This is a genomic window from Agrococcus beijingensis, from assembly GCF_030758955.1.
GTDB lineage: Bacteria > Actinomycetota > Actinomycetes > Actinomycetales > Microbacteriaceae > Agrococcus > Agrococcus beijingensis.
Genome location: NZ_CP132360.1, coordinates 1,169,072 through 1,191,727, shown reverse-complemented (window position 1 = coordinate 1,191,727; position 22,656 = coordinate 1,169,072). Strand labels below are relative to the sequence as shown.

Genomic DNA, 22,656 nt, shown 5'->3' with positions numbered 1-22,656 from the left:
TAGCCCCGCGGCTAGTGGGGGAGCCTCAGGCTGCCCGCCTCGCGCACCAGCAGGCCGTCGGCGGCGAGCGAGGCGATCGCCCGCTCGCGCCGGGCCGGGTCGGGCCAGAGCGGCGCGAGCTCGGCCTCGGCCAGCGGCACGTCGACCGCGCGCAGCGCCCGCAGCACGGTGCCGCGCGCCTGCCGGTCGCTGCCGGCGAAGCGGCCCTGCTTGGGTGCCCGCCGGCCCGCGTACGCCGGGTAGCCGGCCGCCCGCCACGCGCAGGCGGCGGCGATCGGGCAGGCGTCGCAGTCGGGCCGGCGGGCCGTGCACACGAGCGCGCCGAGCTCCATCAGCGCGATCGAGGCGACGGATGCGTCGGCCGGGGTGGCCGGCAGCAGCGCCTCGACGTCGGCGAGGTCGCGCTTGGCGGCCGGGCCCGCCTCTCCCTGCCCGTGCACGGCGCGGGCGACGACGCGGCGCACGTTCGTGTCGACCACCGGGTGGCGGTCGCCGAAGTGGAAGACGGCGACGGCCCGGGCGGTGTAGTCGCCGATGCCGGGCAGCGCCAGCAGGTCGGCGACGTCGCGCGGCACCTCGCCGCCGTGGCGCTCGACGATCGCGCGCGCGGCGTCCTGCAGCCGCAGGGCGCGGCGCGGGTAGCCGAGCGTGCCCCACTGGCGCAGCACCTCGTGCGTGGGCGCGTCGGCGAGATCGGCGGGCGTCGGCCAGCGGTCGAGCCAGCGGTCGATCTCGACGGCGACGCGCGACGCCTGCGTCTGCTGCAGCATGATCTCGCTCACCAGCGTGCCCCAGGCGTCGAACTCCGGGCGGCGCCACGGCAGATCACGGGCGTTGCCGCGATACCACTCGGCGAGGTCGTTCATCGCGAGTTCACCGGGCACCTGAACAGCGTAGGCCGCGTTCGGATAGCGTCGATCGGTGACCTCGCCGCAGCATCCGCACCCCGGGCTGCCGCCCTCCGCCTCCGGCTGGGCGGCACCGCCGCAGCCCGTCGACCTCGCCGCTGCCGCGACCGCGGCGCGAGGCCGCAGCCTCGCGCCCGACCTGGCGCGCGGGCTGATGCTGCTGCTCATCGCGCTGGCCAACGTGTCCTGGTGGCTGCACGGCGTCGAGCGCGGCCTCACGAACGGGCACCCGCTCGGCGCCGAGGGCGCCGACCTCGGCTGGCAGCTGTTCTCGCTCGTCGCGATCGACGGCCGCTCCTACCCGCTGTTCGCGTTCCTGTTCGGCTACGGCATCTGGCAGCTGTACAGCCGGCAGTCGGCGGCGGGCACGCCGATGCGGGAGGCGAAGCGGCTGCTGCAGCGCCGACACGCGTGGATGCTCGCCTTCGGCGCCGTGCACGCGCTGCTGCTCTGGTTCGGCGACATCGTGGGCGCCTACGGCCTCGTCGGCCTGGTCGTCACCTGGCTGCTCCTGCAGCGCCGCGACCGCACGCTGCAGATCACCGCCTGGGTGCTCGCCGCCCTGCTGCTCGTCGCCGGCCTGTTCGGGCTGCTCGGCGGCTTCCTGACCGGTGCCCTCAGCGACGACCTCTCCATGCTCGCCGTGCCCGCGGTGCCCTACCCGGCAGGCGAGTCGAACTACCTGCTGTTCATGCTCATGAGCCTGGGGACGTGGCTCGTGTCGACGGTCGGCCAGGCGTTCGTGCTGACCGTGCCGCTGGCGGTCGTGCTCGGCATCCTGGCGGCACGCCGCGGACTGCTCGACCGCCCGCGCGAGCACCGGGCGCTGCTGGTGCGCATCGCGCTCGTCGGCATCGGGACCGGCTGGGCGGGCGGCGCACTGGCCGCGGCGCAGCACGCCGGCCTGCTCTTCGATCCGCTCCTCTCCTGGGCGACCATCGGCCTGTCGAGCGCCACCGGCGTCGCGGGCGGCGTCGGCTACGCCGCCCTGTTCGGGCTGATCGCGGCCGCCATCGGCGACCGTCGCGGCATCGTCGTGCGCGCGCTCAGCGCCGTCGGCAAGCGCTCGCTGTCGAGCTACCTGCTGCAGTCGGTGCTGTTCGCGCCGGTGCTCGCCGCGTGGGGGCTGGGGCTCGGCGCGCCCCTGTCGCCGCTGGCCGCGGCTGGCTTCGCGGCCGGGGTGTGGCTGGTGACGGTCGTGGTCGCGCTCGTGCTCGACCTGCGCGGCAGGCGCGGGCCGGCAGAGGCGCTGCTGCGCCGGCTCGTCTACGGTCGCCGGCCCGTCGCGCCGCCGACGCCCGTCGCCTGAGCGCGGCGCCTGAGCGCGGCGCCTGAGCACGGTGCCGAGCCGCGCGGCCTAGGCTGACCGCATGGTCGACAGCGCGCTCCTCATGAAGGCCGCCTCCTGGACCCCCGAGCAGAAGGCGCTCTACACCGACCTCGTCGCGCAGATCCTGCGCCGCAACCCGCGCGGCCGCAGGCTCATCGCCGTCGAGGGCCGTGACGGCGTCGGCAAGACGAGGTTCGCGGATGCCCTCCAGGTCGCATTCGCGCGCGCGGGCGTCGAGGCGTTCCGCGCGAGCGCCGACGACTTCCATCGGCCGCAGGCGTTCCGCTACCGGCAGGGGCGTGACTCGGCCAAGGGCTACTACGAGGATGCGTTCGACGTCGAGCTGCTCGACCGCGTGCTGCTGCAGCCGTTCCGCATGGGCGGCTCGACCGGCTTCGTGACACGCGCCTTCGACCTCGCCACCGACCACCCGGTCGAGAGGGAGTGGCACACCGCGGGGCCGGATGTCGTGCTCATCGTCGACGGCGTCTTCCTGCAGCGTCCCGCGCTGGCGGGCAAGTGGCACGGGGTGCTCTGGATCGAGGCCGACCCGCGGGTGCGGGGTGAGCGCCTGCGCGCCCGTGACGGCGCGCATCCGGATGTCGAGCATCCGTCGCACGCCCGCTACCGCGACGCCCACCAGCAGTACGAGCTGCAGGCCAACCCGCGCGGCAAGGCCGCGTTCATCGTCGACAACAGCGACTGGCGGCGGCCGCAGCAGCTGTTCGCCGACTCCTGCTGAGCCGCGCGAGCCGCGGCTACGCCAGCCGCCGCACCACCGACGCGGGCAGGAACCGGTCGGTGCGCTCGACCTCGTGCACGAGCTCGACCAGCGCGGCGTTGACGGGAGCCTCGCGCCCGAGGCGACCGGCGGCATCCGCCACCGCGCCGTTGATCTGATCGACCTCGGTCGGCTGCCCGCGGCGGATCGACTGCTGGGTCGACCCGAGGTTGGGCACGTCGCCGAGACGGTCACGGATGCGCAGCGGCACCTGCTGCGCGATGCGGTGCGGCGCGAACGCCACGACGCGCACGAGCAGCGGCGTGAGGCCCTGGAGCGGCTGGAACCGCACGCCCGCGGCGAGGCCGATGCGGGCGGTCTCGCGCATCGAGGCGACCATCACGCGGCGCAGGCCGGGATCGCGGATGACGTCCTGCACCGAGTGCCCGACGATCGCGGGGATCGCGTTGACCATGTTGATGAGCAGCTTCGTCCACTGCGCGCCCTCGATCGACGGCGTCTCGCTGGTCGGCAGCGCCTCGCCCAGCAGCGCCGCGAAGCGGGCGCCCTCCGGCCCGCCGACGATCGTGTCGCCGGTGGCGGTCACCGTCACGATGCCCGGCTCCATGGAGTTCGCCGCCATCAGCGCGATGCCGCCCGCCACCCGCTCGTGCCCGAGCAGCCGGGCCGCGAGCCGGTCGCCGCCGAGGCCGTTCTGCACCACCAGCAGCGGCACCCCGTCGAGCGCCTGACGGCTGGCCTCGATGGCCGCGGTGGTGCCGGTCGCCTTGGTCGAGAGGATCGCCACGTCGGGCGGCACCTCCAGCGCCTCGAGCGCCGTGACGCGCGCGGTGTGCTGGCCGAACGCGCCCTTGAGCTGCAGGCCGTGCGCGCGGATCGCGGCCAGGTTCTCGCCGCGCGCGGTGACGGTCACGTCGTGCCCCACCGCATCCAGCCGGGCGGCGATCGTGCCGCCGATCGCGCCCGCGCCGATGACCGCCACCCGCTGCCGCTCCGGCCGCGCGGGAACCTCGTCGATCGCCATGCGGGCAGGCTATCCGGCCACGGTCACGGCACCGGCACCGCGGCGGCCACGGCACCGGCACCGGCACCGGCGTCGGCATCGCGGCGCGGCCGACCCCGACGGAGCTCGACCCGCCCGCTCGGTAGGCTCGACGGGTGCCAGCCGCAGCCTCGAACCCCGACGGGATCCTGCTCGTCGACAAGCCGCAGGGCATCACGAGCCACACCGCCGTGAGCCGCGCCCGCCGAGCGCTCGGCACCCGCAAGGTGGGGCACGCGGGCACGCTCGACCCCATGGCCACGGGCCTGCTCATCCTGGGCGTCGGCCCCTCGACGCGGCTGCTGACCCACATGGTCGGCCTCGACAAGACCTACACGGCGACGATCCTGCTGGGCGCCGCGACCACCACCGACGACGCCGAGGGCGACGAGACGTCGACGGCGGATGCGTCCCACCTGACCGAGGCGGACCTCGCGGCCCCGATGGCCGCGCTCACCGGCGACATCGAGCAGGTGCCGTCGAGCGTCAGCGCCATCAAGGTCGACGGCGAGCGCGCCTACGCGCGGGTGCGGGCGGGGGAGCAGGTCGAGCTCAAGGCCCGCCCCGTCACGGTCGCGCGCTTCGAGGCGCTCGCGTTCCGCGCGGGCGCCCGCGCCGAGGTCGACGTGGTGGTCGACTGCTCGAGCGGCACCTACATCCGCGCGCTCGCCCGCGACCTGGGCGAGGCGCTGGGCGTCGGAGGGCACCTGACGGCGCTGCGGCGCACCCGCATCGGCCCGTTCGAGGTCGACGGGGCACCGGGGGCGGATGCGCTGCCCGAGTCGGGTGCGGAGCACCTGCTGCTGACGCCCGCCCGAGCCGCCTCGCGCATCCTGCCGGTCGCCGAGCTCGACGACGAGCGGGCCGCGAACCTCGCCAGCGGCCGCCGCACGGTGGCGCTCGAGAGCGAGTCGGGCATCGTCGCCGCCGTGCACGGCGAGCGGCTCGTCGGCATCGCACGGGTCGCCGGGCGCCGTCTCATGCCGGTGACGAACTTCCCGCCACCCGCGCCGGCGGCGGCGCCCGCGAGCGCGGCCGCGACGCTGACGCCCGAGCCGACGGCCGAGCAGGGCCCGGAGCCGCAGCCGTGATCGCCTGGCTGATGCTCGCGCAGGCGAGCGCGCTCGGAGTCATCGGCGCGGCGGTCGCCGTCTACGGGCTCGCGCGCCGGCCCTTCAACGACATCGTGCTGGGAGCCGCGGCGCTGACGCTGCTCACGCTGCTGGTGCAGACGGTCGCGTCGATCATCGCGCCGATCGTCGGCGCCGGCCCCACCGGCGACCTGCTCGAGTACTGGGTCTACCTGATCTCGGCGCTCGCGATCCCGCCGGCCGCGGTGGTGTGGGCGCTCATCGACAAGCAGGGCAAGTGGTCGACCCTCATCGTCGGCATCGGCATCCTCGCGTGCGCCGTGATGGTCTACCGCATGCACCAGATCTGGTTCGTCCAGTCGGCCTGAGCCGCGCGGCTAGGATCGATGGGATGAGCGAGCGCAGGCATGCCGGGATCGGACGGGTCCTCATCGCGGTGTACGCGGTGCTGGCCCTGGCGGCGACCGGTCGCTCGTTCGTGCAGATCGTGCAGCGCTTCGACGAGGCTCCGCTCGCCTACGCGCTGAGCGCCCTCGCCGCGGTCGTCTACATCGTCGCCACCGTCGCGCTCGCCGGTCGATCGGATGCGTGGCGTCGCGTCGCGCTCCTGGCCGTCTGCTTCGAGCTGGTCGGTGTGGTCGTCGTCGGCACGCTCTCGCTGGTCTCGCCCGAGCTGTTCGCGCACGACACGGTCTGGAGCCGCTTCGGCTCGGGCTACCTCTTCATCCCCGCGGTGCTGCCGATCCTGGGCCTCTGGTGGCTGCGGGTCAGCCGGGAGCGGGTGGCCGCATGAGCGCGCACGAGCAACCCCACAGCCTCGCCGAGCGCGGGCTCGGCTGGATCGACGAGCTGGTCTCGACGCCCTCGGCGATCACGATCGGCAAGTTCGACGGCGTGCACATCGGCCACCAGCGCATCCTCGAGCAGCTGCGGGCGCTCGCCGAGCCCGAAGGGCTCGCGACGACCGTCGTCACCTTCGACCGCAACCCGCTCGAGGTCGTAAGGCCCGACCGCGCGCCGCTGCCGCTCGTGTCGCTCGCACACAAGATCGAGCTGCTCGAGGCCGCCGGTGCCGACCGCGTGGTCGTCATCCCCTTCACGCCCGAGGCCGCCGCGCAGCCCGCGCGCGAGTTCGCCGAGCTGGTGCTCTTCGACGGGCTGGGCGGCCGGGTGCTGCTCGTCGGCGACGACTTCCGCTTCGGGCACCGCGGCTCGGGCGACGCGGCGCTGCTGCGCGAGCTCGCCGAGCCCCGCGGGTCGCGCGTGGAGTCGATCGGCGACATCTGCTTCACCGACGGCCGCCGCGTCTCCTCCACCTGGATCCGCGAGGCGCTGGTGCTCGGCCGCATCCCGGAGGCGAACGGCATGCTGGGCCGTCGCCACGTGCTGCGCGGCGACGTGGTGCGCGGGTTCCAGCGGGGGCGCGAGCTCGGGTTCCCGACCGCCAACCTGGGCGCGCCGGTCGAGGGCTTCATCCCCGCCGACGGCGTCTACGCCGCCATCGCGCACGTCGACGCCGGCACCTTCTCGGCCGCCGTCTCGATCGGCGACAACCCCACGTTCGACGGCGTGCAGGCGAAGACGGTGGAGGCGTTCCTGCTCGACACCGACCTCGACCTCTACGACCGGCCGATCACGCTCGAGCTGATCGACTTCGTGCGCCCGATGCACCGCTTCGAGGGGCTCGACCAGCTGATCACGCAGATGCACCGCGACGTCGAGGCGACCCGCCGGCTCGTGGCCGCCGCCGCCGGCTGAGCCGCCTCCGCACCCGGCGAGGCGCCGGGTAGAGTGGCCTCCACTCGCACGTCGCGACACACCTTGCGGGCATCCGCACCGCGGCAGAGGAGAAGGAACAGCGTGACCACACCCAGCGCAGCGCTCGCCCCGGCGGAGCGCGCAGTCCAGCTGCTCGGGAGCGACCTCTCCGAGGTCGCGCTCCGTCGCCACCTCGAGGGTCTGCCGACCGTCGACGCCGTGGGCCTCGAGGCCCGCGCCGCCGCGCTCGGCACCCGCTCGATCAAGACCACCTCGAAGGCGAAGGCCCTCGATCTCACCATCCGCATGATCGACCTGACGACCCTGCAGGGCAACGACACCCGCGGCAAGGTGCGCTCGCTGGTCGCGAAGGCCCTCGTGCCCGACGCATCCGACCCCTCGACGCCCCGGCCCGCAGCCGTCTGCGTCTACGGCGACATGGTGGGCAACGCCGTCGAGGCGCTCGGCTCCGCCTGGAGCGCCGGCAAGGACAGCGGCATCAACGTCGCCGCCGTCGCCACCGCGTTCCCCTCCGGTCGCGCGAGCGTCGAGGTGAAGCTGCAGGACACCCGCGACGCCGTCGCCGCCGGTGCTGACGAGATCGACATGGTCATCGACCGCGGCGCCTTCCTCGAGGGCAACTACGGCAAGGTCTTCGACGAGATCGTGCTGACCAAGGAGGCGTGCCGCCGCGACGACGGCAGCTACGCCCACCTCAAGGTCATCCTCGAGACCGGCGAGCTGGTCACCTACGACAACGTGCGCCGCGCGTCGTGGCTCTCGATCCTCGCGGGCGGCGACTTCATCAAGACCTCCACCGGCAAGGTGCAGCCGGCGGCGACGCTGCCGGTGACGCTGCTCATGCTGCAGGTCGTGCGCGACTGGGAGCGGCTGACGGGGGAGCGCATCGGCGTGAAGCCGGCCGGCGGCATCTCGACCGCGAAGGACGCCATGAAGTACCTCGTCACGGTCGCCGAGACCTGCGGCGAGGCGTGGCTCGACCCGCACCTGTTCCGCTTCGGCGCCTCGAGCCTGCTGAACGACGTGCTGCTGCAGCGCCAGAAGCTCACCACCGGCCGCTACTCCGGCCCCGACTACGTGACGATCGACTGAGGGTCCCGATGACATTCCTCGAATACGCACCGGCTCCCGAGTCGACCGCCATCCTGAACCTCCGCGACGAGTACCGCCTGTTCATCGGCGGCGAGTGGGTCGCCGGCTCCGGCACGCCGTTCGCCTCGGTGTCGCCCTCCACCGAGCGCCAGATCGCCACCTTCGCCTCCGCCGACGAGGGCGACGTGGATGCCGCGGTGCGGGCTGCCCGCAGCGCCTTCCGCCAGACGTGGGGCCGCATGTCGGGCCGTGACCGCGGCAAGTACCTGTTCCGCATCGCGCGCATCCTGCAGGAGCGCGCCCGCGAGCTGGCCGTCGCCGAGTCGCTCGACAACGGCAAGCCCATCAAGGAGACCCGCGACGCCGACATCCCGCTCGTCGCCCAGTGGTTCTTCCACTGCGCCGGCTGGGCCGACAAGCTCGACCACGTGGGCCTGGGCGCGAACCCGCAGCCGCACGGCGTCGCCGCGCAGATCATCCCCTGGAACTTCCCGCTGCTCATGCTCGCGTGGAAGGTCGCCCCGGCGCTCGCCGCCGGCAACACGGTGGTGCTGAAGCCCGCCGAGACGACGCCGCTGACGGCGATGCTCTTCGCCGAGATCTGCGAGCAGGCGGGCCTGCCCGCCGGCGTCGTGAACCTCATCACGGGCGCCGGCGAGACCGGCGCGGCGCTCGTGCGCCACCCGGATGTCGACAAGGTGGCCTTCACCGGCTCGACCGCGGTCGGCCGCGAGATCGCGAAGGCGATCGCCGGCACCGACAAGAAGCTCACGCTCGAGCTGGGCGGCAAGGGCGCCAACATCGTGTTCGACGACGCCCCGCTCGACCAGGCCATCGAGGGCATCGTCAACGGCATCTTCTTCAACCAGGGCCAGGTGTGCTGCGCGGGCAGCCGCCTGCTGGTGCAGGAGAACGTGCACGACACGGTGATGGATCGACTCAAGGAGCGCATGTCGACGCTGCGCCTCGGCGACCCGCTCGACAAGAACACCGACGTGGGCGCCATCAACTCCACCGAGCAGCTCGAGCGCATCACGCGCCTCGTGGCGCAGGGCGTCGCCGAGGGCGGCGAGGCGTGGAGCCCCGCGTGCGAGCTGCCCGCGGAGGGCTACTGGTTCGCGCCCACCGTCGTCACCGGCGTCGAGGCGTCGTCGACCATCGCCCGCGAGGAGATCTTCGGCCCGGTGCTGTCGGTGCTCACGTTCCGCACGCCCGACGAGGCGATCGCGAAGGCCAACAACACGCCCTACGGCCTGTCGGCCGGCATCTGGAGCGACAAGGGCAGCCGCGTGCTGGCCGTCGCCGACAAGCTGCGCGCGGGCGTCGTCTGGACGAACACGTTCAACAAGTTCGACCCGGCCAGCCCCTTCGGCGGCTACAAGGAGTCGGGCTACGGCCGCGAGGGCGGCGTGCAGGGCATGCAGGCATACCTGAAGGCAGGCAAGTGATGGCGACCACGAAGACGACGACCACCGCCCGCCCGGCTGCACGCACCGCATCCGCTCGCCTCGACGTGCCCAAGACCTACAAGCTCTTCATCGGCGGCGCCTTCCCGCGCAGCGAGTCGGGGCGCGTCACCGAGGTGCTCGACACCCGCGGCCGCTTCGTCGCGAACGTCGCCAAGGCATCCCGCAAGGACGCCCGCGACGCCGTGCGCGCCGCCCGCAAGGCGCAGCCCGGCTGGGCGGGCGCCACCGCCTACAACCGCGGCCAGGTGCTCTACCGCGTCGCCGAGGTGCTCGAGGGGCGCAAGGCGCAGTTCGTCGACGAGCTGCAGCGCACCGAGGGCCTCACGCCCGCACGTGCGCTCAAGCAGGTCGAGGACGCCATCGACCTCTGGGTGTGGCACGCCGGCTGGACCGACAAGATCGCCCAGATCGCCGGCCACGCCAACCCGGTCGCCGGGCCGTACTTCAACATCACCGTGCCCGAGCCCACCGGCGTCGTCGCGAGCATCGCGCCGCAGTCGGCCGGGCTGCTGGGGCTGACCTCGGTGATCGCGCCCGCCCTCGTCACCGGCAACGCCGTCGTGGTCGTGCCCGCCGCATCCGCTGCCCTCTCGTCGATCTCGCTCGCCGAGGTGCTGGCGACCAGCGACCTGCCGGGCGGAGTCGTCAACATCCTCACCGGCGACCCGGCCGAGCTGGCGCCGTGGCTCGCGGGCCACGCCGACGTCAACGCGCTCGACCTCACCGGCGCCGGCGGCCTCGACTGGGTCGAGCTCGAGCGCATCGCCGCCGACACGCTGAAGCGCGTCATCCGCCCCGAGCCGGGCATCGCGCCCGAGACGCCGCAGCGCATCCTCGCCCTCACCGAGTCGAAGACCATCTGGCACACGAAGTCCCGCCTGTAGGAGAGGTCGAGCGATGTCCGGCGTGCACGAGCACCGAGAGGTGCTGCGGCACGGCCCCGGGCACAAGCACGGGGTGGATTGGCTCGGGGCGGATGGGTCGAGCACGATCCGCATCGCCGTCGCGTTCGGCATCACGGCGGCGCTGCTCGTCGCCCAGGTGGTCGGCTCGATCCTGACCGGCTCGCTCGCGCTGCTGGTCGACACCGTGCACATGCTGACGGACGTCGCGGGGCTCGGCGTCGCGCTCGTCGCGCAGGCGCTGCTGCGCCGCCCGCCGAGCACCCAGCGCACCTGGGGGCTCGTGCGCGTCGAGGTGCTGGCCGCGGCGGCGCAGGCCGCAGCCCTGCTGATCGTCGCGCTGGTGGTGGTGATCGAGGGGCTGCGGCGCCTCGGCGACCCGACCGACGTGCCGGGGCCGCTGCTGCTGGTGTTCGGCGTCGTCGGCCTGGTCGGCAACCTGGTCTCGCTCGCGGTGCTCGGGGGCGGGCGGGGGTCGAGCCTCAACCTGCGCGCGGCGTTCCTCGAGGTGCTGAACGACGCGATCGGCTCGGTCGCGGTGATCGCGGCCGCCGTCGCCATCTGGCTCTGGGGCTTCCAGCAGGCCGACCTGATCGCGAGCGCGCTCGTCGCGGCGCTCATCGTGCCGCGGTCGGTCGTGCTGCTGCGCGACACGGGGCGGATCCTGCTCGAGTCGACGCCCTCCGAGCTCGACCTCGACGACGTGCGCGCGCACCTCGAGCGCACGCCGCACGTGATCGGCGTGCACGACCTGCACGCCTCGACCCTCGGCACCGGGCGGCACCAGCTGACCGCGCACGTGGTGGTCGACGCGGCCTGCTTCCGCGACGGGCGCGCGCCGCGCGTGCTCGACGCGCTGCAGGCGTGCGCCGCCGAGCACTTCCCGGTCGCGCTCGAGCACGCCACGTTCCAGCTCGAGCCGCCCGGCCACGCCGACCACGAGCACGACACCCACGCCTGACGCCCGGCAGGCCACCCGGCGCCCGCCCGCCCGTCCGCGCCTCGACGCCGCCCGCGCACCCCGGACGCCGCCTGCGTGTCCGTTTCGCAGGCTCTGCGCGCATCCCGAGGGGAATGCTCCCTCGAGCCGCCCGAATCACCTGCAGAACGGAATTGGGCGAGCGGCACGCGGGCCGCGCTTGTAGGTTGAGCGCAGAGGAGGTCGCGATGGAGCGGATCGCCAACCCGATGGCGGCACGGCTCGACGTGCTCCGGCGCACGGATGCGCCCGAGGCGCGCGTGCCCCTGCACCGGCTGCTCAGCCGCTATGGGCTCGCGCTGCTGGCTCCCGTGCTGATGCTCGTCGGTCCTGCGACGGCCGGTGCACCCTCGTGGCTCCTGTCGGCACTCACGGTGGTGGCGATCAGCGCGCTGCTGCGCACAGCGCACGGCTCGTGGTGGCGGTCGGCGCCGTTCGGCGCATGGCACCTCGCTTGCCTCGCCCAGGCCTGCGTGATGCTGATCGCCGCCGTGGTGAGCATCGTCTCGGACGAGCCGCTGATCATGTACGGCACGGCGATCCTGATGATCGGCGCCGTCCTCGGCGTGGGCCTCGCGCAGCTGTGGCAGTCGCTGCAGCGGCGTCGCGTCGCGGAGCGGAGCCAGGCATGGTGAGCAGCGCAGGGCACGAGGCTGCGACGCAGCGGATCGCCAACCCGGTCACCGGGCGCACCGATGCGGATTGGACGATCCGCGAGACGCACGTGCCGCTGCACCGGCTGCTCAGCCGCTACCTCTTCGTGCTGACCTTCCCGGTGATCATGCTGGTCGGCCCGACGGTGCCATCCGAGTGGGGATGGGTGTTCCCGCTGCTGACCATGCTGGTCCTCGTTCCGCTCGGCCGCGTCGCGCATGGCTCGTGGTGGACGCCCGCGCCGTTCGGCGGCTGGCAGGCAGCCGGCATGGTGGAGTGCGGCGTGCTCGTCCTCGCGCTCGGCTGGACGATCGCGATCGACGACCCGGCGCCGATGGTCACGGCTGCGACGTTCCTGATCGGCGCCGTCCTCGGCGTCGGCGCCTCGCAGCTCTGGCGCTGGCGCGCCGCTCGCCGCTGACGCGGGCGCCGCCGCCCGCCGATCGACCGGTACCCAGGTGCGGGTGCGGCAGGTCCACACCCGCAGATCGGTACCGGTACCAGCGAACCACCGGGTCCTCGCTGCTGCTGCGTCAGCGCGCGACCCGGCCGTCAGCGCTCCGCGACGGCCTTCGCGAACGCGACCCACGGCATCCGCTCGACGACGCCCTTCGCGGCCTGCTCGAGCTGCGGGTCGTCGGTGACGAGCACGTCGGCCTGCAGCGATGCGACGGCGAGGTGCTCCGCGAGCTCGAGCGACTCCCAGCCCTGCCGCGCGGCGATCTGCCACGCGACGGCTCGCGAGACGCGGTCGGAGCAGCCGCACCTTCAGTCGCGCGACGCCCTCGAGCTGCGCGCGTCCCTCGGCCTCGGTGAGCTCGCCTGCGCGCACCGCCGAGTAGAGCAGCTGCATCGCCTGCGAGCGCAGCGCCCCGGCCGCGACGAGCTGGTGCTCGGCCACGTCGAGCTCGTCGCGCACGATGCGCACCAGGGTGGGCGCGTCGATCGCGAACCGGGTCATCAGCAGCTCGTCTCGATGAGGTCGGCGTACCAGCGGCAGCCCGCCAGCCAGGTGTCGATGCGGATGCGCTCGTCGCGCGCGTGCAGCGTCAGACGGTCGTCGCGGGTCATCTCGAACGGCGTGAAGCGGTAGACGCGGTCGGTGATGCGGTGCGCGTGCCGGCCGTCGGTGCCGCCGAGCATCACGTAGGGCACGACCAGCACGTCGGGCCGCAGCCGCACGATCGCCGCCTCGATGTCGCTCCAGCCGGCGCCGGCCGCGGGGCTCTCGGGGCTCGGGTCGTGGCCGTGCACGACATCGAGCTCGACGCGCGGGTCGGCGATCGCGCGGCGCATGAACGCGACCGTCTCGTCGACGCTCGAGCCGACCGCGATGCGGGCGTTCACGATCGCGACGGCCTCCTCGGCGAGCGCGTTGGGGGCCGCCGAGCCCGACAGCTGCGTGACCACCGCGGTGGTCGCGAGCATCGCGCGCGTCTCGTCCTCGCGCGCCAGGATCCGCTCGACGAGCGGCCGCGCACGTCGCACGTTGCGCAGCACCGCGCCCTGGGCGCCGGGCACCTCGGCGCCCAGCAGCTCGAGCATGCGCAGCGCCGGCTCCGGCAGCGACCGCGGCCACGTCGCGAAGTCGAGCCGCCGGATCGCGCGCGCCAGCCGCGACGTCGCGGGCAGGCGCGGCGGCGTCGACGCGTGCCCGCCCGTCTGGGCCACGCGCATCCGGATGTTCGCGAAGCCCTTCTCCGCCAGCCCGACGACCGCCACGTCGCGCGGCACGCCCGCGATCGGCGGCTCGATGATCGCGCCGCCCTCGTCGAGCGCCCACGCGGGCCGCACGCCGCGGGCGTCGAGCTCGGCGATCGCCGCGGCCGCGCCCGTGCCCATGGTCTCCTCGTCGTGCCCGAAGACGAGCCACACGTCGCGCTCGGGCGCGAAGCCCGCCTCGAGCAGCGCCTCGATCGCCGTGCAGATCGCCACGAGCGAGCCCTTGTCGTCGAGCGTGCCGCGCCCCCACACGTGCGTGTCGTCGCGGTGGCCGGAGTACGGCGGATGCGTCCACCCGGCAGGCGGGGCGGGCACGACATCCTGGTGCGCCAAGAGCAGCGCCGGAGCGCCCTCGCCGCGCCCGGGCCAGCGCGCGAGCAGCGTCGCGTCGATCGACTCGACCTCGAGCGCGGCGAACAGCCGCGGGAAGCGCTCGCGCAGCGCCTCCTGGAATGCCGGCAGCTGCTCGCCCCGCTCGGTCGGCACGCGCACGAGCGCGATCAGGTCGTCGACGGCCGCGTCGTTGATGAGCACCACCCGCGCAGGCTATCGGCGGTGCCTGACGCGAGCGCTCGCGGGCGCGTTACCGTGGTGGCCTGAGCACAGAGACCCTGAGGCCAGAGACCCTGAGCCCAGAGACCCTGAGCCCAGAGACCCTGAGCCACAGCCAAGGGAGGCCCGCGTGTCTGTCGAGCACAACACCCGCGAGATCGAGTCGACGATCGTCACCGACCTGAGCGAGCGCATGACGTACGGCTCCTACCTCGGGCTCGACACGCTGCTCGCGGCGCAGCATCCCAGGAGCGAGCCCGAGCACCACGACGAGCTGCTGTTCATCATCCAGCACCAGACCACCGAGCTGTGGCTGAAGCTCGTCATCCACGAGCTCGACGACGCCCGCGTGCAGCTCGCGGCCGACGACCTGGGCGCGGCGCTGAAGCGCATCGCGCGCGTCAAGCACATCCAGGAGGTGCTGACGCAGCAGTGGTCGGTGCTGGCCACGCTCACGCCCACCGAGTACGCGCAGTTCCGCGGGGCGCTCGCGAGCGCCTCCGGCTTCCAGTCGGCCCAGTACCGATGCGTCGAGTTCGCGCTCGGCAACAAGCACGAGCGCATGCTGCAGGTGTTCGAGTCGAATGCCGCCGACCATGCGGCGCTCGAGGCCGAGCTGCACCGGCCGAGCCTGTACGACGAGTTCCTGCGCCACCTCGCCCGCCGCGGTCACGCCGTGCCGCAGGAGCTGCTCGAGCGCGACGTGACGCAGGCGCACGTCTACACCGAGGAGCTCGTGCCGGTCTTCCAGCGCATCTACGAGGCCGCTGATGACCACTGGCGCGCGTACGAGACGTGCGAGGAGCTCGTCGACCTCGAGGACAACTTCCAGTTCTGGCGCTTCCGGCACCTCCGCACCGTCACCCGCACGATCGGCGAGAAGCCCGGCACCGGCGGCTCGAGCGGCGTCGGCTTCCTGAGGCGCGCGCTCGACCTGACCTTCTTCCCCGAGCTCTACGCGGTGCGCACGCGGATCGGCCAGTGAGCGAGCCCACCTCCGAGCCCGCTGCCGAGCCGGTGATCGCCAGGGTCGAGCGAGCGCGCATCGGCGGCGTCTGGGTGACGGATGCGGTGATCGAGCTGAGCGAGACAGGCATGCGTCTGGTGCCGGAGGACCACGCGCCGCCGCGCAGCGCCAAGCGCATCGGCGGCGCCCTGCTGCCGCCCATCACCGACGCCCACGTGCACCTGGGCCTCGCGGACGCCGCCCGGACCGAGCCGACCGCGCTAGGCCGGGTGCTCGACCTCGGGTGGGCGCCGGCGGCCCTGCCGGCGCTCGCCGCCGCGACCCGCGACGCGCACCGCGGCGTCGACGTGCGCTTCGCCGGCCCGTTCCACACGGCGGTCGGCGGCTACCCGTCCGACCGCGCTTGGGCGCCGCCGGGCGCCGTCGCCGAGCTCGCCGACGCGGGCGACGCGGCGCGCTCGGTGCGCGCCCAGGCCGCGGCAGGCGCATCCGCCATCAAGGTCGTGCTGAACAGCGAGGCAGGGCCCGTGCCCGACGACGCGATGCTCGCCGCCGTCGCCGCCGAGGCGCACGACGCCGGCCTGCCGCTCGTCGCGCACGCGCAGGGCGCGGGGCAGGTCGAGCGGGCGCTCGCGGCCGGTGTCGACGTGCTCGCGCACACGCCGTGGACGCAGCGGCTGCCCGACGACGTGATCGCCGCCGCCGCCGAGCGGCAGACGTGGATCTCGACGCTCGCGATGCACGGCCGCGACGGCGACGACCTCGCCTTCGCGCGCGCCGTCGACAACCTGGCGCGCTTCGCCGCCGCCGGGGGAGCGGTCGCCTACGGCACTGACCTCGGGAACGGCATCGCTCGCTTCGACCTCGACCCGCTCGAGCTCGCGGCGCTCCGGCAGGCGGGCATCGAGGGCACCGCGCTCGTCGACGCGCTGCTGAGCGAGCACCTGCTGCCGCCCGGGCCGAGCATCGGCGTCGTCGCCGCGCCAGACGTGCACGACGACGCGTCGTTCCTGGCCTACCTGCAGCAGGCGCGCTCGCTGCCCTACACCTGGTTCGCAATGGAGGACGCATGACCGCCGCAGCACCTGTCGACACCGGCCGACCCGACATGGCGGCCCTCGCCGCCGAGCTCGACGCCGCCGACCCGCTCGCCGAGCACACGCGCCGCTTCGTGCGCGAGGGCGACGTGGTCGCCTACCTCGACGGCAACTCGCTGGGCCGGCCGCTCGCCGACCTGCCCGGGCGCTTCGCGCGCTTCATCGGCGACGAGTGGGGCACGCGGCTGATCCGCCGATGGGACGAGGCGTGGATGCGTCGCCCCTACGACCTGGGCGACCGCATCGGCGCGCTCGTGGGTGCGGCGGCGGGCCAGGCGTTCATCGGCGACTCGACCACGGTGCTGCTCTACAAGCTCGCCCGCGCCGCCGTCGACGCGCGGCCGGGCCGCACGGAGATCGTCATCGACGACGACAGCTTCCCGACCGACCGCTTCGTGGTCGAGGGCATCGCCGCCGAGCGCGGTCTCACCGTGCGCTGGATCCGCGTCGACCGCGCGGCGGGCGTCACGCTCGAGCAGGTCGAGGCGGCGGTGGGGGAGCAGACCGCGCTCGTGCTGCTGTGCCACGTCGCCTACCGCTCCGGCTTCGTCGCCGACGTGCCGGGCATCACCGCCGCCGCCCACGCCGCGGGCGCGCTGGTGCTGTGGGATCTCTGCCACTCGGCGGGCGTGCTGCCGGTCGGCCTCGACGCGGCCGGCGCCGACCTCGCCGTCGGCTGCACCTACAAGTACCTGAACGGCGGCCCCGGCTCGCCCGCGTTCGGCTACGTGCGCGCTGACCTGCAGGGCGCGCTCGAGCAGCCGATCCAGGGGTGGATGGGCGCGGCAGGCGTGTTCGACATGGCCGACCGCTACCAGCCCGCGCCGGGCATCGGCCGCTTCCTCAGCGGCACCCCGCCGGTGCTCGCGACCGTCGCGCTCGAGGCGATGCTCGAGCTGCTCGAGCAGGTCGGCATCGATGCCGTGCACCGGAAGTCGGTCGCGCTCACCGACTTCGCCGAGCAGGCGCTCGCCGCCCATGTGCTGCCGCTGGGTGAGGAGGGTCAGCGCGCGATGATGGCCAGCCCAGTCGCCGGGCCGCACCGGGGCAGCCATCTCACGGTCACGCATCCGTCGTTCCGCGAGGTCAACGCGCGGCTCTGGGAGCGGGGCGTGATCGGCGACTTCCGGGCGCCCGACGGCATCCGGATCGGCCTGTCGCCGCTGAGCACCACCTTCGCCGAGGTCGAGCTCGGCATCGCGCTGCTCGGGGAGGAGCTGCGGGCGGCGCTCGCGAAGGGCTAGCCGCGCAGGATCTCGTGCACCGCGACGGCCGAGTCGACCGCCTGCTGCCCGGTGAAGCCCGAGTCGGCGCCGGTGAACCCCACCGAGACGGTGTTGAACTGGTCGAAGACGTTGACGTTGCCGGCGAAGCCGTCGGCCAGCACGGGCGGCTCGCCCACCCCCATGACGAACAGCCCCCGCTGGTTGGCGGCCGGGTCGGTCACGACGAGGCGCGAGCCCGACAGCGACACGAGCTCCTCGGGCGCGAACGGGATGCCGCTGAGCGTCAGCCGCACGGTGCGGTCGCTGGCGACGGCGCCCGCGTTCACCCAGGCGCACTGCCGTTCGACGGCGATGTCCTCCTGGTCCTGCGCGTCGCTGACCTCCTGGTCGAACGTCAGCCCGGCGATGAGCGGCGCCACCGCGTCCTCGAGCGCCGCGCACTCGGGGAACGCCGTCGCGGGTGCGATGGGGTAGCCCTCGGGAGCGTTCGGGTCGCCCTCGGCGGTGACGGGCGACTCGCTCGGCGCAGGCTCCGTCGCCGGCTCACTCGCGCCAGGCAGCGGCCCGATGCCGCCGCTCGGCGCCGGCGACGGTTCGGGCGTCGACGACGAGCAGCCCGCGAGGGCGAGGGCGGAGACGAGCAGCAGCGGCAGGATCAGGCGAGGCACCCCAGCACGATAGCCGCATCGGCGATGGGAGCGGCGACGGCGACGGCGACGGCGACGGCAGCGGCGACAACAGCGGCGACAGCAGCGGCGAAAGCAGCGACGACGACGGCAGCGCCCACGGCAGCGGCGACGACGGCAGCGCCCACGGCAGCGGCGACGACTGCAGGGCTAGGCTCGAGTCGGCGTGCGCGACGCGCGCCCGCCACGTCCTCCCATCACGGGCCCACGAGGCACCACGACGGCAACGGAGCCACCATGACCGACACCCCCCAGTACAAGCTCGACCCGGCACCGCAGGGCGAGCGCACCTACGTCGGTCCGACCCGCCTCGAGCGCGACTCGCTCGGCGAGCTGCCCGTGCCCGCCGACGCCTACTGGGGCATCCACACCGAGCGGGCGCTCCACAACTTCCCGATCACCGGCCGCTCGATCTCGGTCTACTCCGACCTCGTCAACGCCCTCGCCGTCGTGAAGCAGGCGTGCGCGCGCGCCAACCGCGAGATCGGCGTGCTCGACCCCGACAAGGCCGACCTGATCGACCGCGTCTGCCGGCGCATCCGCGGCGGCGAGCTGCACGACCAGTTCAAGGTGGGCGTCATCCAGGGCGGCGCCGGCACCTCGACCAACATGAACACCAACGAGGTCATCGCGAACGCGTGCCTGGTCGAGCTCGGCCACCCGAAGGGCTCGTACGAGCACTTCAGCCCCATCGACGACGTCAACCGCTCGCAGTCGACGAACGACACCTACCCGACCTCCATCAAGGTCGCGATGGCGTTCACGCTGCGCCGCCTGCTCGACGAGCTGTCGAGGCTGACGGATGCGTTCGACGCGAAGGGCGTGGAGTTCCGGGATGTGCTCAAGGTCGGTCGCACCCAGCTGCAGGACGCGGTGCCGATGACGCTCGGGCAGGAGTTCCGCGGCTTCGCGGTGACGCTGCGCGAGGACTACGACCGCCTCGAGGAGACCATCAAGTGGCTGTGCGAGGTCAACCTCGGCGCCACCGCGATCGGCACCGGCATCACGGCCGACCCGCGCTACGCGGAGGCCGCCGCCCGGCACCTCGCCGACCTCACCGGCCTGCCGATCGTCACCGCCAGCGACCTGATCGAGGCGACCAGCGACACGGGCGTGTTCATGACGGTCTCCGGCGCCCTGAAGCGCTCGGCGACGAAGCTCTCGAAGATCTGCAACGACCTGCGCCTGCTCTCCTCCGGCCCGCAGGCCGGCTTCGGCGAGATCTCGCTGCCCGCGAAGCAGGCGGGCTCGTCGATCATGCCGGGCAAGGTCAACCCGGTGATCCCCGAGGTCGTCAACCAGGTGGCGTTCGCCGTCATCGGCTCCGACGCCACGGTCACCGCCGCCTCCGAGGCCGGGCAGCTGCAGCTGAACGCGTTCGAGCCGGTCATCGCGCACTCGATCCTGCAGAGCCTGCACTGGATGACGCAGGCGTGCCTGACGCTGCGCGTCAACTGCATCGACGGCATCGAGGCCAACCGCGAGCGGCTCGACCTGATGGTCGGCACCTCGGTCGGCGTCGTGACCGCGCTCACGCCCTACCTCGGCTACGCCGACTCGGCGAAGCTCGCCCACGAGGCGCTGACGAGCAACAAGTCGATCGCCGACCTGGTGGTGGAGGCGGGCCTCATGGATCGCGAGCGCGTGCAGAAGCTGCTCGAGCCCGCGCGGCTGTCGGGCCTGCACCCGGTGACGCAGGCGATCCCGGTGATCCTGCCCGACAGCGAGCTCTGACCAGGCGCGGCGCCGGGCCGCGCCGACTCGGTACGCTCGGGCGGTGACCGCCACCGCACCGCTCTCACCCCTGCAGCAGCGCCCGGACGGCCCGAGCGCCGGGCTGATGCTGGGCGTCGTGGGCATCGCTGTGCTGGCGCTCGCCTCGTTCGGCGTCATCTGGTTCCTGGGCGGCGCGATCGGCAGCCCGCTGCTGGTCGCGCTGTCGGGCGTGATGGCGCTGGTGCCGCTCGGCTTCGTCATCTGGGCGGTCGTCGCGATCGACCGCTGGGAGCCGGAGCCGCGCGTGGCGATGTGGTTCTCGGCGCTGTGGGGCGCGGTGGCGGCGGTGCTGCTGACGCTCGCGCTCAACACCTTCGTGCTCGAGCCGCTGGTCGTGCCGTTCCTGCGGTCGCAGGACGAGCTCGAGCTCTACGCCACCGTGATCCAGGCGCCCTTCACCGAGGAGCTGTGGAAGGGCATCCCGGTGCTCATCATGTTCCTGTTCTTCCGCCGCACGTTCGACGGACCGGTGGATGGGGTGGTGTTCGCCGCGCTCTCGGCCGCCGGCTTCGCCTTCACCGAGAACATCCTCTACTTCGGCACCTCGCTGGCAGAGTCGGGCGACGGCTCCTTCATCTTCTTCCTGCGCGGCATCATGAGCCCGCTCACGCACGCCATCTTCACCGCGGTGGGCATCGGGCTCGCGCTCGGCTTCGCCGCCCGGCTGCGCTCGCGCTGGTGGGGCCTGCTGGCGTTCCCCGCCGGCTGGCTGGTGTCGGCGCTGCTGCACGCGCTGTGGAACTCCGCCTCGTGGTGGGTGCCGGGCGGCACGGTCGGCTTCTTCGTCTACTACCTGGTCGTGCAGGTGCCGCTGTGCGTGCTCGCGGCGGTGGCGGTCTGGCTGCTGCTGCGGCAGGAGATCCGGCTGACGCGGCTGCGGCTCGACGACTACGGCCGCGCCGGCTGGTTCACGCGCGAGGAGGTCGACCGCCTGGCGACGGCCGACGGCCGCGCCGCGCTGCTGGCATGGGCGCGGCAGCGCGGCCTGCGGCGCGCCATGCACGGGTACATCCAGACGGCGACCCGGCTCGCGAACCACCGCCAGCGCGCGCTGATCGGCCGCGGCGACCGCGACCGGCACGTCGCCGACGAGACGGCGCTGCTCGCCGACCTCATGCACCACCGCCGGCACATGGCCGCCGCGGTGATCGGCCAGCCGGTGCAGATGGCGCAGGGCTCGGCCGTGCAGGCGCCGATCGGCGGGCGCGTGCAGCGCCTCGGCGACCTCGACCCCCGTTGGTCGCCGGGCCGCTGAACTGGTAGGCTCGTTCGGTTGCCGTACATCGGCCGCGGACAGAGAGCGCCCATGCACGCCCGCATGAGCACCGCGCTGCGAGGAGAGAGGGGTTTCCAATTGAGCCTGAACGCAGAGATCAAGAAGGCCATCATCGAGGAGTTCGCCACCCACGAGGGTGACACCGGGAGCCCCGAGGTGCAGGTCGCGATGCTGTCGCGCCGCATCAAGGACCTCACGGAGCACCTCAAGGAGCACAAGCACGACCACCACTCGCGTCGTGGCCTGCTCCTGCTCGTCGGCCAGCGTCGCCGACTGCTCGGCTACCTGCAGGACGTCGACATCGAGCGCTACCGCTCGCTGATCGAGCGCCTGGGCCTCCGCCGCTAGAGCCTTCCGAAGCGTTCGACCGAGACTTCGGTCAAGAAGGGCCGTCCCCGAGGGGGCGGCCCTTCGTCGTGCGCTGCGCTCAGCGGTTGATCGCGAGCACGAACGCGCCGGCGACGAACACGAGCGTGCCGATCGCCGCGAAGCCCAGCGAGGCGCGCCGCTGCCGCCGGCCCGCCGCCGTCGACGCGATCAGGGCGGCGGATGCGTTCGGGTGCGCCGTCGGGGCCGGCTGCGGCGCGGTGAGGTCCGAGGTCGCCGCGAACGCGAGGGAGCGGATCCAGTGCACCAGCTGCTGCACCGCCGGGTCGGCCGGATCCCAGCCGCGGCGCGCGACGACGGTCAGCCGCTCGCCGTGCACCTCCGCGTGGAGCGGCGTCGCCGCCCGGGCGAGCCGTTCGGCCAGCCACGACGGCAGCTCCCGCATCGCGGCGGACCAGGGCAGCTCGACATAGCCGACCTCGATGAACGGCGTGCGCACGTCGAGCCGGTGGCGCCACAGCCCCCACTCCGCCCCGTCGGCGTCCTGCAGCACGTCGAGCGCGAGGTGGTCGAATCCCTGGTGGAGCGCGCTCGCGGGCTTCGGGTCGAGCAGCGCGCGGTGCGCGAACCCGTAGCCGTTGTCGGTCGCGAAGCGCAGCATCCTGGCCGCCCGCCGCATCGCCAGCCGCCGGGCGGCGCCCCGATAGAGCAGCAGGCCGACACCGATCGCGATCATGACCGTCGCGACGACCGGCATCGCGGGGTCCTCGTCGCGGCCGATCGAGGCGAGCAGGATCATGCCGCCGACCGCGGCCATCGTCCAGCCGCCGAAGGCCAGGCCGATGCTCGGCAGGTCGCGCGGCTGGCGGTGCTGGCGCAGCCAGCGGCGCATCGCGCGCAGGTCTGCACGGGTGAGCGGCTGCTCGAGCGGGCGCAGGTCGGGCTGGTGCGGTGAGGGCATCCGCCGAACCTATCGCCACGCTCGCCGTCGCCCGGGCCGCCTCGGGGTGCGGGCTGATAGCCTGTCCGAGACCGCGTC

At 73.6% G+C, this 22,656-nt stretch carries 24 protein-coding genes; 18 read left to right on the top strand and 6 right to left on the bottom strand.

Features of this window, described 5'->3' with window-relative positions:
- Positions 1-11 precede the first annotated feature (11 nt).
- Positions 12-866 (bottom strand): HhH-GPD family protein, encoded by an 855-nt coding sequence (locus tag Q9250_RS05730; protein ID WP_306233927.1) that lies wholly within the window; start codon positions 864-866, stop codon positions 12-14.
- A gap of 55 nt (positions 867-921) precedes the next feature.
- Between Q9250_RS05730 and Q9250_RS05725 the strand changes: the two genes are divergently transcribed.
- Entirely contained in the window at positions 922-2,217 is a 1,296-nt protein-coding gene (locus Q9250_RS05725) for a DUF418 domain-containing protein (protein ID WP_306233624.1), read from the top strand.
- 61 nt (positions 2,218-2,278) lie between these two features.
- Positions 2,279-2,980: a nucleoside/nucleotide kinase family protein gene (locus Q9250_RS05720; RefSeq protein WP_306233623.1), complete on the top strand. Its 702-nt coding sequence runs from the start codon at positions 2,279-2,281 to the stop codon at positions 2,978-2,980.
- A 16-nt stretch (positions 2,981-2,996) separates the two neighbouring features.
- Here Q9250_RS05720 and Q9250_RS05715 read toward each other — a convergent pair whose 3' ends face one another.
- Positions 2,997-4,004, bottom strand: a complete 1,008-nt coding sequence (locus Q9250_RS05715) for a ketopantoate reductase family protein (RefSeq protein ID WP_306233622.1) — start codon at positions 4,002-4,004, stop codon at positions 2,997-2,999.
- Between the two features lie 134 nt (positions 4,005-4,138).
- On the opposite strand from Q9250_RS05715, the gene truB reads away from it, so the two are divergent.
- The 10 genes from truB (at position 4,139) to Q9250_RS05665 (ending at position 12,409) form a co-directional block, all read left to right on the top strand.
- Positions 4,139-5,113: a tRNA pseudouridine(55) synthase TruB gene (gene truB / locus Q9250_RS05710; protein WP_306233621.1), complete on the top strand. Its 975-nt coding sequence runs from the start codon at positions 4,139-4,141 to the stop codon at positions 5,111-5,113.
- On the top strand, positions 5,110-5,481 hold the full coding sequence (locus Q9250_RS05705; protein WP_306233620.1) for a hypothetical protein: 372 nt from the start codon (positions 5,110-5,112) through the stop codon (positions 5,479-5,481). Before truB ends, Q9250_RS05705 begins: the two co-directional genes overlap by 4 nt.
- A 23-nt stretch (positions 5,482-5,504) precedes the next feature.
- Positions 5,505-5,906 carry a hypothetical protein gene (locus tag Q9250_RS05700; protein WP_306233619.1) on the top strand — a complete coding sequence of 134 codons (402 nt, stop codon included), beginning with the start codon at positions 5,505-5,507 and terminating at the stop codon, positions 5,904-5,906.
- On the top strand, positions 5,903-6,871 hold the full coding sequence (locus Q9250_RS05695) for a bifunctional riboflavin kinase/FAD synthetase (protein WP_306233618.1): 969 nt from the start codon (positions 5,903-5,905) through the stop codon (positions 6,869-6,871). Before Q9250_RS05700 ends, Q9250_RS05695 begins: the two co-directional genes overlap by 4 nt.
- A gap of 102 nt (positions 6,872-6,973) precedes the next feature.
- Complete coding sequence (gene deoC, locus Q9250_RS05690) at positions 6,974-7,984, top strand: deoxyribose-phosphate aldolase (RefSeq protein WP_306233617.1); 1,011 nt, start codon at positions 6,974-6,976, stop codon at positions 7,982-7,984.
- 8 nt (positions 7,985-7,992) lie between these two features.
- A complete protein-coding gene (locus tag Q9250_RS05685) occupies positions 7,993-9,432 on the top strand; it encodes an aldehyde dehydrogenase family protein (protein ID WP_306233616.1) in 1,440 nt (479 codons plus the stop codon).
- Entirely contained in the window at positions 9,432-10,337 is a 906-nt protein-coding gene (locus Q9250_RS05680) for an aldehyde dehydrogenase family protein (RefSeq protein WP_306233615.1), read from the top strand. Before Q9250_RS05685 ends, Q9250_RS05680 begins: the two co-directional genes overlap by 1 nt.
- 13 nt (positions 10,338-10,350) lie before the next feature.
- Positions 10,351-11,316 (top strand): cation diffusion facilitator family transporter, encoded by a 966-nt coding sequence (locus Q9250_RS05675; RefSeq protein WP_306233614.1) that lies wholly within the window; start codon positions 10,351-10,353, stop codon positions 11,314-11,316.
- 206 nt (positions 11,317-11,522) lie between these two features.
- On the top strand, positions 11,523-11,969 hold the full coding sequence (locus Q9250_RS05670; protein WP_306233613.1) for a hypothetical protein: 447 nt from the start codon (positions 11,523-11,525) through the stop codon (positions 11,967-11,969).
- Positions 11,963-12,409 (top strand): hypothetical protein, encoded by a 447-nt coding sequence (locus Q9250_RS05665; RefSeq protein ID WP_306233612.1) that lies wholly within the window; start codon positions 11,963-11,965, stop codon positions 12,407-12,409. The genes Q9250_RS05670 and Q9250_RS05665 overlap by 7 nt, the downstream gene beginning before the upstream one ends.
- Before the next feature lie 539 nt (positions 12,410-12,948).
- Here Q9250_RS05665 and Q9250_RS05660 read toward each other — a convergent pair.
- On the bottom strand, positions 12,949-14,247 hold the full coding sequence (locus tag Q9250_RS05660; RefSeq protein WP_306233611.1) for a M20/M25/M40 family metallo-hydrolase: 1,299 nt from the start codon (positions 14,245-14,247) through the stop codon (positions 12,949-12,951).
- A 145-nt stretch (positions 14,248-14,392) separates the two neighbouring features.
- On the opposite strand from Q9250_RS05660, the gene Q9250_RS05655 reads away from it, so the two are divergent.
- The 3 genes from Q9250_RS05655 to Q9250_RS05645 are packed head-to-tail and all read left to right on the top strand — an operon-like array spanning position 14,393 to position 17,570.
- Complete coding sequence (locus Q9250_RS05655) at positions 14,393-15,247, top strand: tryptophan 2,3-dioxygenase (RefSeq protein ID WP_306233610.1); 855 nt, start codon at positions 14,393-14,395, stop codon at positions 15,245-15,247.
- Complete coding sequence (locus Q9250_RS05650) at positions 15,244-16,302, top strand: amidohydrolase family protein (RefSeq protein WP_306233609.1); 1,059 nt, start codon at positions 15,244-15,246, stop codon at positions 16,300-16,302. Before Q9250_RS05655 ends, Q9250_RS05650 begins: the two co-directional genes overlap by 4 nt.
- On the top strand, positions 16,299-17,570 hold the full coding sequence (locus Q9250_RS05645; protein ID WP_306233608.1) for a kynureninase: 1,272 nt from the start codon (positions 16,299-16,301) through the stop codon (positions 17,568-17,570). The genes Q9250_RS05650 and Q9250_RS05645 overlap by 4 nt, the downstream gene beginning before the upstream one ends.
- Here Q9250_RS05645 and Q9250_RS05640 read toward each other — a convergent pair.
- Both Q9250_RS05640 and Q9250_RS05635 read right to left on the bottom strand, forming a co-directional pair.
- Positions 17,567-18,220, bottom strand: a complete 654-nt coding sequence (locus Q9250_RS05640; RefSeq protein WP_306233607.1) for a hypothetical protein — start codon at positions 18,218-18,220, stop codon at positions 17,567-17,569. The two genes, Q9250_RS05645 and Q9250_RS05640, sit on opposite strands and share 4 nt — an antisense overlap.
- A complete protein-coding gene (locus tag Q9250_RS05635) occupies positions 18,208-18,366 on the bottom strand; it encodes a hypothetical protein (protein ID WP_306233606.1) in 159 nt (52 codons plus the stop codon). Before Q9250_RS05635 ends, Q9250_RS05640 begins: the two co-directional genes overlap by 13 nt.
- Before the next feature lie 109 nt (positions 18,367-18,475).
- Between Q9250_RS05635 and Q9250_RS05630 the strand changes: the two genes are divergently transcribed.
- The 3 genes from Q9250_RS05630 (at position 18,476) to rpsO (ending at position 21,638) form a co-directional block, all read left to right on the top strand.
- Entirely contained in the window at positions 18,476-19,972 is a 1,497-nt protein-coding gene (locus Q9250_RS05630) for an aspartate ammonia-lyase (protein ID WP_306233605.1), read from the top strand.
- Positions 19,973-20,015: 43 nt separating this feature from the next.
- Complete coding sequence (locus tag Q9250_RS05625) at positions 20,016-21,269, top strand: PrsW family intramembrane metalloprotease (protein WP_306233604.1); 1,254 nt, start codon at positions 20,016-20,018, stop codon at positions 21,267-21,269.
- Positions 21,270-21,368: 99 nt separating this feature from the next.
- Positions 21,369-21,638 (top strand): 30S ribosomal protein S15, encoded by a 270-nt coding sequence (rpsO, locus tag Q9250_RS05620; protein ID WP_306233603.1) that lies wholly within the window; start codon positions 21,369-21,371, stop codon positions 21,636-21,638.
- A 79-nt stretch (positions 21,639-21,717) separates the two neighbouring features.
- Here rpsO and Q9250_RS05615 read toward each other — a convergent pair whose 3' ends face one another.
- Entirely contained in the window at positions 21,718-22,578 is an 861-nt protein-coding gene (locus tag Q9250_RS05615; protein ID WP_306233602.1) for a hypothetical protein, read from the bottom strand.
- Positions 22,579-22,656: the final 78 nt, after the last annotated feature.

Coding starts and splice junctions, on each gene's coding strand:
- Q9250_RS05730 (WP_306233927.1), bottom strand. CDS start 866: ATGAACGACCTCGCCGAGTGGTATCGCGGCAACGCCCGTGATCTGCCG.
- Q9250_RS05720 (WP_306233623.1), top strand. CDS start 2,279: ATGGTCGACAGCGCGCTCCTCATGAAGGCCGCCTCCTGGACCCCCGAG.
- Q9250_RS05715 (WP_306233622.1), bottom strand. CDS start 4,004: ATGGCGATCGACGAGGTTCCCGCGCGGCCGGAGCGGCAGCGGGTGGCG.
- Q9250_RS05700 (WP_306233619.1), top strand. CDS start 5,505: ATGAGCGAGCGCAGGCATGCCGGGATCGGACGGGTCCTCATCGCGGTG.
- Q9250_RS05695 (WP_306233618.1), top strand. CDS start 5,903: ATGAGCGCGCACGAGCAACCCCACAGCCTCGCCGAGCGCGGGCTCGGC.
- Q9250_RS05685 (WP_306233616.1), top strand. CDS start 7,993: ATGACATTCCTCGAATACGCACCGGCTCCCGAGTCGACCGCCATCCTG.
- Q9250_RS05680 (WP_306233615.1), top strand. CDS start 9,432: ATGGCGACCACGAAGACGACGACCACCGCCCGCCCGGCTGCACGCACC.
- Q9250_RS05675 (WP_306233614.1), top strand. CDS start 10,351: ATGTCCGGCGTGCACGAGCACCGAGAGGTGCTGCGGCACGGCCCCGGG.
- Q9250_RS05670 (WP_306233613.1), top strand. CDS start 11,523: ATGGAGCGGATCGCCAACCCGATGGCGGCACGGCTCGACGTGCTCCGG.
- Q9250_RS05665 (WP_306233612.1), top strand. CDS start 11,963: ATGGTGAGCAGCGCAGGGCACGAGGCTGCGACGCAGCGGATCGCCAAC.
- Q9250_RS05645 (WP_306233608.1), top strand. CDS start 16,299: ATGACCGCCGCAGCACCTGTCGACACCGGCCGACCCGACATGGCGGCC.
- Q9250_RS05630 (WP_306233605.1), top strand. CDS start 18,476: ATGACCGACACCCCCCAGTACAAGCTCGACCCGGCACCGCAGGGCGAG.
- Q9250_RS05615 (WP_306233602.1), bottom strand. CDS start 22,578: ATGCCCTCACCGCACCAGCCCGACCTGCGCCCGCTCGAGCAGCCGCTC.